Genomic DNA, 16,648 nt, shown 5'->3' with positions numbered 1-16,648 from the left:
TCCACTTAAAATGGCGTTGAATTAGATGTTAACGACAGTCTAGAAGTTTGAAGTAAGCGAGCCACGTACGTCGATAGAAATTACGAGTTAGGTGTGAAGAAGATTCGCAGAGAGACGTATCAATTACATTAAGATTTGATGCAGCCCGAAATTGCGAGGAATACGCTTCCTTTTACTTGTTGTTACTCAAAGTAAAAGGAAGCGAACTGAAGACTACTGTATACCCAGTTCAGTTTTCAGGGTAGCAATATGGTTAAGATCCATATTGTGTACTTTGAGCATCTGTTCAATCTGGCTCAGTGATGCAGTCGCAGAATCATATCGTTCGCACGAGTCTGATTTCGCATCCCATGATGTACCCTCAAGATACAAGTCACAGTCTTGTTTCAACCTTTGCAGGTTCGGAGTAATTTGAGCACGTTCTTGCTCCAGCTTAGCAACTTCAGCTTTGAGCTGAGCCTCGCGCTTAAATAACTCTTGAGACTGTTCAAACATCGAGCTTTGAATGTCATTCTTGCGCACTAGCTGGGTGTTTTCGTTCTCTTGTTTTACCAATTGCTGCTTTTTGCTCGACAACTGATTTTGCAAATCGGTTTTGTCTTGTTCGAGCTTAGAAATTGTCTCCTCAAGAGCGGCAACTTGTTCTTGGTGTTCCGCAATCTTCTCCTCTACGGCTTTACGAAGTTTAAGCTGTGCTTGCGACTCTGCCATTGATAGCTGCTCAGTCAACGTTTGCTCATGATCTTCGGTTTGAGTTACGGTTTGTTGATAGCGAGATTCCAGTTCAGCGTAACGCTGCTGCCAATCATTTTGAGTCACAGAGGCGCCAATCAGACCACCAGTTGCAATACCAAGCACCGCAGCTATCCCTATATAGAGCCTAGCTCGATTGTCTTTTTGCTCGATGACAACAACGTCATCATTCTCGGCTTGTTGGTTTTGTTGTTGCTTATCCACACCTACTCCTGAGAGTGACCATTACTATCGTATTAATTCTGAAATCACCAGCGTCGTCACGTAGATCGCAAACGCTGATAAGGCAGTGACTATGACCACTTTCTGGACTTTTTCATTGGTCCGATAGCGAAACAGCATAAAGGCAAGCACGACAAGAAAAGCGATCGCTAACAGTCGAGTCATATACATCTCCTTGTATTGGGGGAATTCCCGAAAGCCAGATAAAACACCCTTTATGCTCACTGCACAAAGCGCCACTCTACCTCACTTCAACGAGTTTTACGTCAGAAACATTTCAAATATACCAAATGGTTGACTTTGCTACCCTATTTGCTCAAATTAAATTGTAAATTTATTCATGACATCGCTATTTAAATACGCTACGATTGCGCTCACAGATTATCTAGAATCTAGATATTTGTTCCGATGAAGACTGCAGGAGAGTGGTAATTAACCAAAATTTAACGTTTGGTTAAAACTACCCGCCGAAGAAGTAAATCTTTCAGGTGCTTTATTCTGAGAAATCAGAGCTTATCAATTGGTAAGGATAAAGTGAGGACTGTAGTTGGAGGAACCTCTGGAGAGAACCGTTAGATCGGTCGCCGAAGGAGCAAGCTCATTTCTAATGAGTGAAACTCTCAGGTACAAAGGACAGAGGAGAGAATAGCAACATTGATACACTCAATTCAGTAACTGGCTCTATGCCAGTGTATAGCGATACGAGTAGTCCTCTTCGATCATGCCATGCTTGATCGTGCGTACTGCCCTTTCTCTCTTCTCCTTAAGTTTTGTTTTATTAAGGGGAAATCATGAACAATCTTCAATCTACATTGCAAACCATTGACTCATTCGTTTGGGGACCACCACTGCTTATTTTGTTGGTCGGCACCGGCGTTTACTTCACGTTTAAATTGGGTCTTTTACAGTTTCGCCACCTTCCGACCGCATTAAAGCTTATATTCACCAAAGACAAATCCGGCCAAGGTGATGTGTCTAGCTTCGCTGCACTTTGTACCGCACTCTCTGCCACAATTGGTACGGGTAATATCGTCGGTGTTGCAACGGCCATTAAACTTGGTGGTCCCGGCGCACTATTTTGGATGTGGCTAGCAGCGCTTTTTGGTATGGCGACCAAATACGCTGAATGTTTGCTAGCGGTTAAATACCGTAAAGTCGATGACAAAGGTCAAATGCTTGGTGGTCCTATGTACTACCTTCGAGATGGTGTGGGCTCCAAGTTTCTCGCCACCATGTTCGCAATATTTGCTCTAGGTGTAGCATGCTTTGGTATTGGTACTTTTCCGCAAGTTAATGCCATTCTTGATGCCAGCGAGATCTCCTTTGGCGTATCACGTGAGCTTTCAGCAGCAGTACTCACGCTGTTAGTCGCTTTCGTTACCCTGGGTGGTATTCAGTCAATTGCCAAGGTGGCTGGTAAAGTCGTACCAACCATGGCGGTATTCTATGTGTTGGCATGTCTTAGCGTCATCATCATGAACGCAGATAAACTTGTGGATGCGGTGCAACTTGTCGTTGTTTCAGCGTTTAGCAGTACGGCTGCAACTGGTGGCTTTGTCGGCGCGAGCATCATGCTGGCGATCCAATCAGGTATCGCTCGTGGCGTATTCTCCAATGAAAGTGGTCTTGGTAGTGCACCAATGGCAGCAGCGGCAGCGAAAACTGACAGCTGCGTACGCCAAGGGCTTATCTCGATGACAGGTACCTTTATCGATACCATCATCATTTGTACCATGACGGGTCTTGCATTGATTCTCACTGGAGCATGGCAAAGTGACTTTGCTGGCGCCGCAATGACCACACACGCGTTCGCGACCGGTCTTAACGCTGAGTACTTTGGTCCAATGCTGGTATCGATTGGTTTGATGTTCTTTGCCTTCACAACGATTCTGGGCTGGAACTATTACGGTGAGCGCTGCGTGGTATTCCTGATGGGCACGAAAGCAGTACTGCCCTACAAAATCATCTTCGTAGGTTTGGTAGCCTCTGGCGCATTCCTACATCTCGATATGATCTGGATTATCGCCGACATCGTTAATGGTCTGATGGCAATACCTAACCTGATTGGTTTAGTGCTTCTTCGTGGTGTCGTCATTGAAGAAACTAAGCTCTACTTTGCCGCGCAATCTCGCACAAACAAAGTCGCTGCAACGGCATAATTTCGTTAGATTGAACAAAAAAGGTCTGAATAATCAGACCTTTTTTTACATAAACATAATGTCGGCTATGCCATCTAACGTAGCATCAACTGCGCCGTTTAACTGTACTGCTACGCTAGACATAAACGCCGAACAAGCTGCAATCAAAGCGATAATCATAAAAACCTCCTCGCTAAGTCAGTCTTTATTTTATCTCTAGATTTCTATCGGTAGTTACCCTTTTACGCCACGACCTTGATGATCTTGGTTTCTAAACAGCACCATAACTAAAGCCGGAACCAGAATGAGTACGGGCGTAACGAATACTTGAAGCAACAACGAACCTATCCCGCTGTGAGATACCACGTTTTCCAACTGAAAATACCCAAGGAGTACAATAAGGATAAGAACCAGCGATAACAGCAACTCTTTTAAACACATGGTAGATCGCGGCAGTCGAACTCGACTTGCCAGTGTAAACAGTAGCATACCTAAACAGAGTCCAAACCAGCTTAAAAATGTTGGGAATGGCCAAACATAGCAGAGCGTCGCTGCCACTGTCGTAAGCACCAACCAGACTCGAGTTCGGGTGAATGTATACACTTCACTTACGGCCAAACTCAGCGAATGGCGTACAAAGTGCCAGCCCACTAGCGCACCCAACAAGGCGCCAGCCAACATATCAGAAAGGAATGCTCCACCACTGATAAACTGATAGAACACCAACACGACACTAACAGTTATAAACGCAGACAGGAACGAGGTTCGAAATCTCGTGTGGATCTGACTCATCACGATAGTGGAAATCGATACCCAGTTTGCAATAAGTAAATCCGGAAAACTGTACCCACTTCGATCAGTGTAATTGATAGAAGGTAAATAAGCATGGGGAACCGCAAAACCAAAACCCTGTTTAGCTACCAAAATAAACAAAGAGGTGGCAGTCACTGCGAACATCAACTGACCGGTAAAGTGACGCCCCCATAGCCAAATAAACAGAGGTAAGAACGCCATTAAAAACAGAGGCTGAACGAGAACATATAAAATTCTTCCCCCCCACACTACCATCTCTCGAATATGTAAAGGCGCTTGCATTAAGATCTCTTGAGCGCTCTCTAACCAACCTAGTTCGATCTGGTGAATCGTCGGTGCTGATTCAATGAGGTTATCGATGAACTGGATCGGTTGGTTACCAGCCGTCTCGTACATCGTTTTTACCAAAGGCCACTGTTGTGGGTAACGGTAGTCTTTTGGTGCAACAGACTTGGGCTGTATCAATGTTGCACTGCGAACTTCTACACCAAAGTGAGGAGCGAAATAGATAGGTAACTCAATCCCTTTTGAGAACTTTGTCGCTTCATAAGCAATAATTGCCGACTCAACATGACATTCAAAAAATACGGCTTGGCGGGTACGTCCAAGTTCTCTACCAACATCAACAACCAACCCTGCTTCTTCCCATGTTTCTCGTTGAGCAGTCAGGCGTGGATCTTCGTTATTTTCTATCGTTCCGCCAGGCAGCGACAACTTACCCGTGATGATCTCATCCACGAGCAACAACCGATCTTTACTTCTGACGATACACAAAGACCCGCGAATAGAAGGTGCAAGTGGTGCTAGCGGCAATGGGTTTTGACTGGCTTTAGGTACGGCTTGCCCTATCGCTCCCTTAGTAGATAGCTCGGGAGATGATACTGAAGATGCAGCGAAACTCAGATTTGCAGTAAAAAGCGCAAGCAAGCACAAAAAAAACCAATGGCTCAACAATTGAGTCACGAATAATCCTAATTTATATTTTTTTTCTAAGACAATGAATATGAGGGAAAAATCCCTGCTTTTTATAGAGATTCAACGCTGACTGATTGAAATCCCACACTTCAACCATAAGCTGCGTTGCACCGAGCTGTTCTAGGCGTATTTGCGCCTCGATAAGTAACGCCTCAGCGATACCGTGTTGTCTCCACGATGGCGTCACAAACAGCTCATCGATATTGCCGACGAAACACGGCTTGCTAATGGGTGAAGTCAGTTCACAAAATTGAGCGGTAACGAAGCCGACAATCTTTGGGTCGTCACTTTTAGTTATAGAGGATGCAGCAACAATATTTTTTGCGGTTGCAACCAACACCAAGCAATCGGGTGAATCCAAATAGCGAGCGATACTTTTTTCTTGTTGCACTTCATCCGCGGATTTGAAGTCTGTCGGTACCGCACTATGGTGGTGATTATGTAATTCAAACATTAAATCATTAAGAATATCGAGATCTTGAATAGTCGCAGAACGAAGTGAGATGCGAGGTGAAGTCATCGGTATACGCTCGATTTAGTGGTTAAACAAACAGGTCACAAATGTGCGCATAGTGTGAGGGTTTTGTCAGGGATGTGCAAATAAAAAAACCTAACAATTGGGCGCGCCCGTCAAGCTTAGGGAAATTCTCACTATACTTGGGTATATATATAAAATTAAAAGGATTGGTTATGACACTTTCTCGTTTTTGGTTACTTGCCGCTATGCTTCCCACCGCAACCCTGAGCGCTGAACTACCGTTAAAATGCCATTTAGACACATCGGCTGATCAGTTTTGGTTCTACCAAGACCAGCTCGTCTTCAAGAGTAACCAATTTATTATTTTTCAGAACTTCAAAGGCCGTGTAGTCACTCAAGTAGACGTTAAAACTGGAAAGTTCAGCCGTACCACCCACATTGGCGAACCTTTTGTCCCAAAGTATCAAATGTTATTTGGCACATGCGAAGAACCGAACCATGTCCTAAAAATGTGGCACATGAGTTCGGTTCAAATGGATGAGAGGTAGTTTCCTAGCTCTCTAATTTACTGATTAACTCGGATGAAGCGCTTTTTCAATCTCAGATAGGCTCGAAGGATCATCTATCGTTGAAGGCACCGTGTAGGTTTCACCATCAGCGATTTGCCTAATAACGCGACGTAAGATCTTACCTGAGCGTGTTTTTGGCAGTCTGTCGACAACCAGTGCATGTTTAAAGCACGCTACAGCACCGATTTCGGAACGCACTTTACCAACAAGCTCATTTTCAAGCGCCCCACTGTCCACTTTCACGCCGTCTTTAAGCACCACAAGACCCAGTGGTAGCTGACCTTTTAAGTCATCATGGACACCGACAACGGCACATTCGGCAATCGCTGGATGACCACCAACAATCTCTTCCATTTCGCCGGTTGAGAGGCGATGCCCTGCCACATTAATCACATCATCTACCCTACCCATGATAAACAAGTAACCATCTTCATCGAGATAGCCGCCGTCACCCGAGACGTAGTAACCTTCAAATTGACTTAGGTAACCAGAATCAAATCTATCGTGATTGCGCCATACCGTGGTTAGACAGCTTGGTGGAAGTGGGCGTTTTAGTGACACAAAACCTTGCTGATTGGCACCAACAGGCTCTCCTAACTCATTCAAGATTTCGACTTTAAAACCAGGACTTGGCATGGTTGAAGAGCCTGCTTTAATTGGCATGGACTCGAGCCCCACAGGATTCGATGAGATTGCCCATCCTGTTTCTGTCTGCCACCAGTGGTCAATCACAGGTTTGTTGGTGTGGCTTTGTACCCACTCTAAGGTTGGAGGATCGAGTCGCTCGCCAGCCATAAAGATGCTGTCTAAGGTGCTTAAATCATACTTATTTAGCTCTAGGCCTTCAGAGTCTTCTTTTTTAATCGCTCGAAACGCAGTCGGAGCAGAAAACAGCACCTTCACCTGATACTCTTCACAAACGCGCCAAAACGCACCCGGATCTGGTGTTCGTACCGGTTTGCCTTCAAACAAGATTGACGTACAGCCATGAATCAGCGGCGCATAAACAATGTAAGAGTGCCCCACTACCCAACCAACATCGGATGCTGCCCAAAACACCCCATCAGTTGGCATGTTGTAGATGGCATTCATGGAGTATTTCATCGCCACAGCATGACCGCCATTATCGCGTACCACTCCTTTCGGTTTACCCGTTGTGCCAGAGGTATACAGTATATAAAGGGGATCGGTAGCTAATACAGGGACACAAGCATGAGGTAGAGCGCGTTCATATTGCTCTGCCCAATCAAGATCGCGCTCTTGGTTTAGCTCAGCTAAGCACTGCGGTCGTTGTAGCACCAGTACCTTATCTGGTTTCCAGCGGCTATCCATTATGGCCTGATCCACCAGCGGTTTGTATGGCAAAACCTTGTTGATCTCGATGCCACAAGACGCGGTCATAATGACCTTAGGCTCGGCATCTTCAATTCGAACTGCCAGTTCGTTGGGTGCAAAACCGCCAAATACCACAGAGTGAATGGCACCAAGACGGGCACACGCTAGCATTGCCATCGCCGCCTCTGGGATCATCGGCATATAGATAATGACCCTATCGCCTTTCATCACGCCTTGCGATGCAAGCATTCCTGCAATCTTCGCCACCTTGTCACGCATTACATTGTAGCTATAACGCTCTTTAATCCCTGTAACAGGTGAGTCATAAATCAGCGCGGTATTGTCACCTCGGCCTTGTTCACAGTGATAATCCAAAGCTAGCCATGCGGTATTCATGACGCCATCAGGAAACCAGCGTTCAATGCCGTTGTCGTCTTTCGCTAAGATGGTTTTCGGCGCTTCAAACCAATCAATCTTTTCCGCTTGATGCTGCCAGAAGGATTCCGGTTGTTGCTCTGCCCATTGGTACTCTTTTTGATATGCAGACATAATGCGTCCTCCAATATGTCTTAAATAGTTTGAAACGTCGTTAACTCGCTATTTCATCGTTGAGCAAGGTATCCGACGGTACACGCACCCAGCCTTCCATAAGGATCCGCGCACTTCGACTCATAATGGCTCTTTCGACCGTCCAGCCTTGCTCAGACTGGGAAGCCACAGCACCCACCTTGAGCGTTCCCGACGGGTGCCCAAAGGTCACTCCTTCACGAGCGCCACCGCCCGCGGCCATATTGACCACCGTACCTTCTACGCTCGAAGCGCATGCGATAGCAACGGCTGCCGTTCCCATCATGGCGTGATGAAGCTTACCCATCGACATTGCTCTTACTAATAGGTCAACGTCTGCTGTCTCGATAGTTTTGTTGCTTGAAGAGCGATAAGGTTTAGGTTTAGAAACAAAGGCAACTTTGGGGGTGTGCTGGCGAGTTGCCGCTTGCTCAATATCGTCAATTAATCCCATTTTTAATGCCCCATGAGCACGAATGGTTTCGAACTTTTCAAGCCAGTCAGCATCACTATTGATGTCTTCTTGCAGCTCAGTACCTTCCAGACCAAGTTCGGCAGCATCGATAAAGATCGTTGGAATGCCCGCGTTGATCATCGTGGCATTGAACACGCCAACGTCCGGCACATGAAGGTCATCGACCAAGTTCCCCGTTGGAAACATCGAGCCTCCACTGCTGCTCGGGTCAACAAACTCCACTGCAATTTCAGCCGCAGGAAATGTGACGCCGTCGAGAAGGAAATCGCCAAGCTCTTGGACTTCTCCATCCACCATCAGCACTTTAGCCACAATGGTTTTCTCGATGTTGGCTTGCCAGATCTTAATCTCTGCTATGCCATTTTCAGGCAGCACGCTTGGATCAATTAAGCCACTATGAATGGCAAACGGCGCTACTGCAGCTGATAGGTTTCCGCAGTTGCCGCTCCAATCGACAAACGCCTTATCAATGGCGACTTGACCGAATAAGTAATCGATGTGATGGTCAGGGCGGCTACTTGTCGACACAATCACCGTTTTACTGGTGCTCGATGTTGCCCCTCCCATACCATCAATCTGCTTGGCATAGGGATCAGGGCTGCCGATGACACGCATCAACAGTTGGTCACGAACTACGCCGGGCTGCTTTGCTGCTTCTGGCAAATCTTCGAGGCTAAAGAACACTCCTTTACTCGTCCCACCGCGCATATAACTGGCAGGCACCTTGATTTGTTTGCTCATGCTACGTCCCCCTATTTCGCGAGAAAGTCTTGTGCGAATCGCTGCAGTACACCGCCAGAAGAATAAACGGCAACCTCGTCTTCAGTGTCTAGTCGGCAAGTCACCGCAATATCGAGCTTCTCACCATTGGCGCGCGTGACCACTAGGGCTAAATCACAGCCGGGGGCAATATCGCCCACGACATCGTAAGTTTCAGTGCCATCTAGACCTAAGATGTTTCTATCGGTGCCGGCTTTGAATTGCAGTGGTAATACACCCATACCAACGAGATTCGTCCTGTGTATTCGCTCGAATCCCTCGGCAACGATTGCCTCGACACCCGCTAGGCGAACCCCCTTAGCTGCCCAATCTCGTGAAGAGCCTTGTCCATAATCCGCACCAGCGACAATGATCAAAGGCTGCTGACGCTGCATGTAGGTTTCAATCGCTTCCCACATGCGCGTGACCTTGCCTTCTGGTTCAATTCGAGCCAATGAGCCTTGAACAACATTGCCATTTTCCGTGACCATTTCATTGAACAGTTTGGGGTTGGCAAAGGTTGCTCGCTGAGCAGTTAAGTGATCCCCGCGATGGGTCGCATAGGAGTTGTAGTCTTCCTCGGGTACGCCCATGCTAGTGAGGTACTCCCCTGCGGCACTGGACGCTAAGATAGCGTTAGATGGCGACAAATGGTCAGTGGTAATGTTATCTCCGAGAATGGCTAGCGGTCTCATGCCGCTCAGTGTTCGAGGCTTAGCCAGCGCTCCTTCCCAATATGGTGGTCTGCGAATGTAGGTGCTCATCTCACGCCAATCATAGAGTGGACTGGAGCTTACTGCTTCATCGTTTAGCTTGAACATTTGCAGGTAGACTTGATTGAACTGTTCTGGCTTAACGTGCGCATTAACGACCGCATCGATTTCTTCATCGCTTGGCCAGATATCATTGAGGTAGATAGGCTTGCCTTCGGCATCAACACCCAGCGAATCTCGCTCGATATCAAAACGAATCGTTCCCGCTATCGCATAAGCAACCACTAGAGGTGGTGATGCTAGAAATGCTTGCTTCGCATAAGGGTGAATACGTCCGTCAAAGTTACGGTTGCCTGATAACACTGCGGTTGTATACAAGTCGTTGTCGATGATTTCTTTTTGGATCTCAGGGTCAAGCGCACCACTCATGCCGTTACAGGTCGTGCACGCGTACGCAACAATGCCAAAGCCAAGCTTCTCGAGTTCTGGCAGCAATCCCGACTCTTGCAAGTAGAGCTTGGCAACCTTAGAACCCGGCGCAAACGAGGATTTCACCCAAGGCTTGCGCACCAAACCTAACTCGTTAGCTTTTTTGGCAATCAATCCAGCAGCTACCACATTTCGCGGGTTACTGGTATTGGTACAGGATGTGATAGCGGCAATGATTACTGCGCCATCCGGCATGGTGTCAGATTTTTGCTCCCACGTACCAGCAATGCCCTGCTCGCTAAGCTGCGCGGTGGGTAATCGGCGATGAGGGTTAGACGGCCCGGCCAAGGTGCGCTCAACGCTTGATAAATCAAACTCCAGCACGCGTTCGTATTCTGCGTTAACCAACTCATCAGCCCAAAGCCCGGTTTGTTTGGCGTATTGTTCCACCAATCTAACTTGTACATCCTCGCGGCCAGTGAGTTTTAGGTAGTTGATGGTCTGCTCGTCGATGTAAAACATACCCGCCGATGCGCCGTATTCAGGCGTCATGTTCGAGATTGTTGCACGGTCACCAATGGTTAGCTGTTTGGTGCCCTCGCCAAAAAATTCCAGATAACTAGACACCACTTTTTGACTGCGCAAAAACTCGGTTAATGCGAGCACAATATCGGTCGCGGTAATACCCGGTTGACGCTCTCCTGTGAGCTTAACACCGACAATATCCGGTAAGCGCATCATTGAGGGTCTACCCAGCATGACCGTTTCTGCCTCAAGACCACCGACACCAATGGCTATCACGCCTAGCGCATCTACATGAGGCGTATGGCTGTCCGTGCCGACACAGGTATCAGGAAACGCGACGCCGTTTTTCACTTGTACCACTGGGGATAATTTCTCAAGGTTGATCTGGTGCATAATGCCGTTACCAGCCGGCACCACACTGACATTCTCGAACGCGGTTTTACACCACTCAATAAAGTGGAAACGGTCTTCATTACGGCGCTCTTCAACGGCGCGGTTTTTTTCAAAAGCATCCGGGTCAAAGCCAGCATGCTCAACAGCGAGGGAGTGATCAACAATTAGCTGAGTCTCTACCACTGGGTTTACCGCAGCCGGATCGCCCCCTTGCAGTGCGATAGCATCACGTAGACCCGCTAAGTCTACCAATGCGGTCTGTCCCAAAATATCGTGGCATACCACGCGCGCTGGGTACCAAGGGAAATCTTTATCACGTTTTCGATAAATCAGCTGAGACAAGCACGCTTCTAGCTCAGACGGCTCGCAGCGGTGCACTAAGTTCTCAGCCAGTACTTTCGCCGTGTAAGGCAAGCGCTCAAAAGCGCCTGGCTCAATATCATTAACGGCCGCTTGCGCATCAAAGTAATCAAGCTGAGTGCCAAGAAGCGGTTTGCGATATTGATAATTCATAGTGTTATTCGACATATTCACATCCTTCCCTAGCACTAATCACGCGCTTCGATCGGCGTCCACTCTCTAGCCTCAGAACCATCATAATCAGCACTAGGGCGAATGATGCGGTTGTTAGCACGCTGCTCATAAACGTGTGCAGCCCAGCCTGTTAAACGGCTCATTACAAAAATGGGGGTAAATAGCTTAGTTGGGATATCCATGAAGTGATAAGCAGAGGCGTGGAAGAAGTCCGCATTACAGAACAGCCCCTTTTCACGCTTCATTACCGATTCAACACGCACAGAAACGTCATAGAGGTAAGTATCACCGACCGTCTCAGACAGCTCTTTTGACCAGCGCTTAATCAGCGCGTTACGCGGATCGCTTTCCCTATAGATGGCATGACCAAAGCCCATGATTTTGTCTTTATTCGCAAGCATCTGCATGATGTTCGCCTCTGCTTCATCGGCAGTTCTCCAATCTTGGATCATGTCCATTGCTGCTTCGTTAGCACCACCGTGAAGTGGTCCTCGAAGCGTACCGATAGCGGCAGTGATACACGAATGAATGTCGGATAGTGTGGAAGCGCAGACTCGCGCTGCAAAGGTAGAGGCATTAAACTCATGCTCGGCGTAAAGAATGAGTGAGCAATGCATGACTTGCTTGTGAAGTGCAGATGGTGCTTTATCGGTAAGCATTTTCAAAAAGTAGCCACCGATGCAATCTTCACTTTGATCTTCGGTATCGATGCGCACGCCATCATGACTAAATCGATACCAATAACAGATGATCGCCGGAAACAACGCAAGCATTCGCTCTGTCGCTTGTTGTTGCTGGGAAAAGTCCAGCTCTTGTTCAAGATTACCCAATACCGAACAGCCAGTTCGCATCACATCCATTGGATGCGCATCGGCTGGGATTAACTCAAGCGCTTGTTTCAGCGCCTCAGGCAGACCGCGAAGCCCGACAAGGATTGTTTTGTAATCATCCAACTCCTTTTGATTGGGTAGATGTCCACGCAGCAGCAAATGCGCGACTTCTTCGAACTGGGCATTGTTTGCCAGATCGGTAATGTCATAACCTCGATAGGTTAACCCGGTTCCAGATTGACCTACAGTACATAGCGATGTGGTACCTGCACTTTGGCCTCGTAGACCTGCTCCACCAATGGCTGAATTTGGCATATTGAACTCCTTTTCCCGCATGTCGCCCTTTCTGGGTCTTTTATAGCGGCGTTTCGTTATTGGATTAAATGTGTCTTTCTAATTTTTGGCGTTTCGATTTTTAACGGACAAATCAAGATTTGTTGTCAGCAAACAGCTGATCCAATTTGTCTTCGTAACTGTGATAATTCAGATGCTCATAGAGCTCTGCGCGGGTTTGCATTTGCGATGTCAACGCTTCTTGATTGCCCTCGGTGAGCAAGTGCTGGTAAACGTTCTCTGCAGCTTTGTTCATCGCTCTAAAGGCTGATAATGGGTAGAGAACCATATCCACACCGACACGGGCGAGTTCTTCGCAACCAAATAATGGCGTCTGCCCAAACTCAGTGATGTTGGCAAGAATAGGTACATCTTTGCCCGTCGCGCTTGAAAGTGCTGATTTGAACTGTTTGTAGTGGTCTAGCGAAGTCATCGCTTCAGGGAAGATCATATCTGCACCCGCTTCCACACACGCAATAGCGCGCTCAATGGCGTTATCCATCCCCTCTACGGCAAGTGCATCCGTACGCGCCATGATGACAAAGCTTGGATCGGTTTTGGCATCTACAGCGGCTTTTACGCGATCAACCATCTCTTGTTGAGTAACAATCGCTTTATTGGGTCTGTGGCCGCAGCGTTTTTGAGCTACTTGGTCTTCAATATGAACAGCGGCAGCACCTGCTTTTTCCATCGCTTTGATAGTGCGTGCAATGTTGAAAGCACCGCCAAAGCCTGTGTCAATATCCACCAGCAATGGCAAATCACAAGCGTTAGTAATCCTCTCTACATCCACTAACACATCGTTGAGCGTTGTAATGCCAAGATCTGGTAGACCGTAAGATGCGTTGGCAATGCCGCCACCAGAAAGATAGATAGCTTGATGGCCGACATTCTTCGCCATCATCGCGCAGTACGGATTAACCGTGCCCACAACTTGAAGCGGACTGCCATTAGTGACCGCGTCACGAAATCGTTGCCCTGGGGATAATAGTTGAACTGGTGAAGATGACATACGTGTCTCCTTGTCCGTTTGTTTTTGTGTGCTCATGGCTTGCTATGAAACTCAGGCACATCGATATTCACGTCATTGAATTAAGATTTTGTTCTATCAGGGCTTTGCTTCTTGAAATGTGTCTTCTCATCAATAGCTCGGCCAATTCCTGGTCACGATTTTTAATCGCATCCAAGATAAATAAGTGTTCTTTCAGCGCAGCCTCTGGTCTTGATTGGGTTCGTGGCGACTGATAACGGTACATGCGTAGCAAGTGGTAAAGTTCATTGCAAAGCAAATGAACCAGTTGGCTATTTTGACTCGCTTTAATAATTCGATAATGAAAGTCAAAATCACCGTGCTGATGAAAGTAAGAGGCGCCAGCGACTTCATCAATATGCTCGGAGTGGCGAGCCAATAAGCCTTCTAGCTCCGCTAGTTCTTCATCACTAATATGTGCAGCTGCTAGGCGAGCCGCCATACCTTCCAACGCTTCTCGAACCGAATACAGCTCAACGAGTTTTTGCTGACTCAGTGTGATAACTCGCGCTCCTACATGAGGGATTCGCTCAATCAGCCCCAACCCTTCGAGTCTCATGATCGCTTCTCTAAGCGGGCCTCGGCTGACCTCAAATCGCTTAGCAAGCTCTGGCTCAGAGATCTTACTGCCAGACTCAATTCGCCCTTCGACGATTTCCTCTATTAGTTGCTCTGTTAAATTTTCGGATTTCGTTGCCTCTTTAGAAGCGGCCACATCACCGATCGCAAACTCTACACTCATCTCTACACTTACCCACTCGCTCAACAATATTGTTGACAATAAATAGTAACTGATGACTATTTAAGCAACTCAGCGTCTAAATATCAATCATATTGTCGACAATGTAGACTAATGTCTAACGTTAACGTCAAGCTGTGAACTTTATGAACAAAATTGAGCTAATGCACTTTATCCTCAATATCGACGCTTTATTGAAGAGTCATTAACAATTACGTAACCTTTCGACTAACCCAAAGAGGTCACGCCAGATCCCTCCAAGCTGGCAGACAATAAAGTCAACATAAGGAACGTGAACATGTTTAACGCATTGAAACCTACCCTCGCGGCGTCTATCGTCGCTGCTACTCTCTCTTTTGGCAGCTATGCTGCGGATCTGGATAAGATTCACTTCTTGATCCCTGGCGGCGCTGGTGGTGGTTGGGATATGACCGCACGTGGCACGGGTGATGTGTTAGTGAAAGCAGAGATTGTCGACAATGTCTCTTTCCAAAACTTATCCGGTGGTGGCGGCGGCAAAGCCATTGCTCACTTAATTGAAACTGCAGAGCGTCAAGAAGATACCTTGATGGTTAATTCCACCCCGATTGTGGTTCGCTCACTCACTGGTGTATTCCCACAGTCTTTCCGCGATCTAACACCTGTTGCTGCGACTATTGCTGACTACGGTGCGATTGTCGCGCATGCGGATTCTCCCTATAACACGTGGGAAGATGTGGTCGCTGACTTCAAAGAAAACCCACGTAAAGTCAAAATCGCTGGTGGCTCGGCACGAGGTAGTATGGATCACTTAGTTGTCGCTGCTGCGTTTAAAGGCGAAGGTTTTGATGCTAAGAAAGTTCGTTACATCGCTTATGATGCAGGTGGCAAAGCCATGGCTGCGCTACTTTCTGGTGAAACACAGTTGTTGTCGACCGGTCTTGGTGAAGTGCTTGAGATGTCTAAGTCTGGACAAGTAAAGGTACTTGCCGTTACTGCTCCCAAACGCCTTGAAGCCGCTCCACACATTCCAACGCTAACGGAATATGGTAACGAAACCGTATTTGCTAACTGGCGTGGTTTCTTCGCCGCACCTGGCGCAAGTGAAGAAAAAGTCAAAGAGTGGAACGCTGCGCTGACCAAAATGTACAGCACCGATGAGTGGGCAGTAGTACGTGACCGCAATGGTTGGATTGACAACTACAAACCTGATCAAGACTTCTACAAATTCCTAGAAGACCAAGAGAAGCAAATGGGTGCGCTCATGACTGAGCTTGGTTTCCTTAATAACTAACAGTAACGGAGGGGTTCGCCCCTCCTCGATTCAAATACGTTACGTATATTCAACGTACACCAATTTTCGCCGTATATAAGCGACAATCTCGACTCCTTCAATTCTGGATTGTTCACGTTAGTAGTACTGACCCCTTAATCTCCTGGGGAAAGATTTATTCGGGTAAACGCTCTTTGTCCTGAGGCAATTTGCCCACTTGGTCGCCGCTCATCGACCCTTATATACGGTCTTTTCTTTATTCACTATTTGGAGTGAGTTATGTCCAATTTCACCTCTAAGCTGTTCACGAAAGAGAACTTGCTGTCTCGTGATCGTGTAGGTGCAATGATATTTTTGATCCTGTGTTTGTGCTACGGCTACCAAACATCGCTGATCCCAATGTTTCCAGGTGACGAATACGAACCCTTCACCGCACGTACCTTGCCTACTATCTTAACGTTTGTCGGCGTTGGCCTCTCTATTTTACTGCTGATTACCGGCCAGCCAGACAAAAAAAATGCTGACGAGCAACGCTTCAACTGGAAACTACTCATTGGCTTTTTAGTCTTGATGGCTGGATACGGGTTGGGATTAACCTATCTGGGATTTGTACTCGCGACAAGCTTCTTCCTTTTGGCAGGGTTCTATCTGTTGGGCGAGCGTCGCAAAGCAGTATTGTTTGGCGCTTCATTCCCTTTTGTTATCGCATTTTATCTATTACTCACTCAAGGTTTGGAAATCTACCTTGAGCCCGGGCTCATCTTTACGATCTGGTAGGACACCATT

General features: G+C 47.2%; 14 protein-coding genes and 1 riboswitch. Of the genes, 4 read left to right on the top strand and 10 right to left on the bottom strand.

Features of this window, described 5'->3' with window-relative positions; genetic code table 11:
• Window positions 1–213: 213 nt before the first annotated feature.
• Both L4C42_RS04485 and L4C42_RS04480 read right to left on the bottom strand, forming a co-directional pair.
• Window positions 214–957 (bottom strand): chromosome partitioning protein ParA, encoded by a 744-nt coding sequence (locus L4C42_RS04485; RefSeq protein ID WP_353496259.1) that lies wholly within the window; start codon window positions 955–957, stop codon window positions 214–216.
• A gap of 24 nt (window positions 958–981) precedes the next feature.
• Window positions 982–1,140 carry a hypothetical protein gene (locus L4C42_RS04480; RefSeq protein ID WP_042501352.1) on the bottom strand — a complete coding sequence of 53 codons (159 nt, stop codon included), beginning with the start codon at window positions 1,138–1,140 and terminating at the stop codon, window positions 982–984.
• 384 nt (window positions 1,141–1,524) lie between these two features.
• A riboswitch (glycine riboswitch) is annotated at window positions 1,525–1,622 on the top strand.
• Window positions 1,623–1,766: 144 nt separating this feature from the next.
• Here L4C42_RS04480 and L4C42_RS04475 point away from each other — a divergent pair.
• Complete coding sequence (locus L4C42_RS04475) at window positions 1,767–3,134, top strand: alanine/glycine:cation symporter family protein (RefSeq protein WP_353496260.1); 1,368 nt, start codon at window positions 1,767–1,769, stop codon at window positions 3,132–3,134.
• Window positions 3,135–3,347: 213 nt separating this feature from the next.
• Here the strand turns inward: L4C42_RS04475 and L4C42_RS04470 are convergent, their stop codons facing one another.
• Both L4C42_RS04470 and L4C42_RS04465 read right to left on the bottom strand, forming a co-directional pair.
• Entirely contained in the window at window positions 3,348–4,889 is a 1,542-nt protein-coding gene (locus L4C42_RS04470) for a bifunctional NUDIX hydrolase/phosphatase PAP2 family protein (RefSeq protein WP_429759508.1), read from the bottom strand.
• A 13-nt stretch (window positions 4,890–4,902) separates the two neighbouring features.
• Window positions 4,903–5,421 (bottom strand): GNAT family N-acetyltransferase, encoded by a 519-nt coding sequence (locus tag L4C42_RS04465; protein WP_418642195.1) that lies wholly within the window; start codon window positions 5,419–5,421, stop codon window positions 4,903–4,905.
• 170 nt (window positions 5,422–5,591) lie between these two features.
• Here L4C42_RS04465 and L4C42_RS04460 point away from each other — a divergent pair, with 170 nt between their 5' ends.
• Window positions 5,592–5,927, top strand: coding sequence for a hypothetical protein (locus tag L4C42_RS04460; RefSeq protein ID WP_353496262.1), 336 nt, complete (start codon window positions 5,592–5,594; stop codon window positions 5,925–5,927).
• A gap of 24 nt (window positions 5,928–5,951) precedes the next feature.
• Here the strand turns inward: L4C42_RS04460 and L4C42_RS04455 are convergent, their stop codons facing one another.
• From L4C42_RS04455 to L4C42_RS04430, 6 genes are all read right to left on the bottom strand, one after another.
• Window positions 5,952–7,832: a propionyl-CoA synthetase gene (locus L4C42_RS04455; protein ID WP_353496263.1), complete on the bottom strand. Its 1,881-nt coding sequence runs from the start codon at window positions 7,830–7,832 to the stop codon at window positions 5,952–5,954.
• Between the two features lie 40 nt (window positions 7,833–7,872).
• Entirely contained in the window at window positions 7,873–9,066 is a 1,194-nt protein-coding gene (gene prpF, locus L4C42_RS04450; RefSeq protein ID WP_429759505.1) for a 2-methylaconitate cis-trans isomerase PrpF, read from the bottom strand.
• A gap of 11 nt (window positions 9,067–9,077) precedes the next feature.
• Window positions 9,078–11,672 carry a Fe/S-dependent 2-methylisocitrate dehydratase AcnD gene (gene acnD, locus L4C42_RS04445; RefSeq protein ID WP_353496265.1) on the bottom strand — a complete coding sequence of 865 codons (2,595 nt, stop codon included), beginning with the start codon at window positions 11,670–11,672 and terminating at the stop codon, window positions 9,078–9,080.
• Between the two features lie 20 nt (window positions 11,673–11,692).
• Window positions 11,693–12,823, bottom strand: coding sequence for a bifunctional 2-methylcitrate synthase/citrate synthase (gene prpC / locus L4C42_RS04440; protein ID WP_429759503.1), 1,131 nt, complete (start codon window positions 12,821–12,823; stop codon window positions 11,693–11,695).
• 112 nt (window positions 12,824–12,935) lie between these two features.
• The gene (gene prpB / locus L4C42_RS04435; protein ID WP_353496267.1) at window positions 12,936–13,853 is read right to left on the bottom strand and encodes a methylisocitrate lyase; all 918 of its coding nucleotides are present in this window, start codon (window positions 13,851–13,853) and stop codon (window positions 12,936–12,938) included.
• 67 nt (window positions 13,854–13,920) lie between these two features.
• Window positions 13,921–14,613: a GntR family transcriptional regulator gene (locus L4C42_RS04430; RefSeq protein ID WP_353496268.1), complete on the bottom strand. Its 693-nt coding sequence runs from the start codon at window positions 14,611–14,613 to the stop codon at window positions 13,921–13,923.
• Window positions 14,614–14,908: 295 nt separating this feature from the next.
• On the opposite strand from L4C42_RS04430, the gene L4C42_RS04425 reads away from it, so the two are divergent.
• Window positions 14,909–15,883, top strand: coding sequence for a tripartite tricarboxylate transporter substrate binding protein (locus L4C42_RS04425; protein ID WP_353496269.1), 975 nt, complete (start codon window positions 14,909–14,911; stop codon window positions 15,881–15,883).
• 258 nt (window positions 15,884–16,141) lie between these two features.
• Window positions 16,142–16,639, top strand: a complete 498-nt coding sequence (locus L4C42_RS04420; RefSeq protein ID WP_353496270.1) for a tripartite tricarboxylate transporter TctB family protein — start codon at window positions 16,142–16,144, stop codon at window positions 16,637–16,639.
• Window positions 16,640–16,648 lie beyond the last annotated feature (9 nt).

This window comes from Vibrio wakamikoensis, assembly GCF_050337275.1.
In the GTDB taxonomy this organism is placed as follows: domain Bacteria; phylum Pseudomonadota; class Gammaproteobacteria; order Enterobacterales; family Vibrionaceae; genus Vibrio; species Vibrio chaetopteri.
The sequence above is the reverse complement of the archived record's forward strand: the minus strand, read 5'-3'. Positions and strand labels throughout refer to the sequence as shown.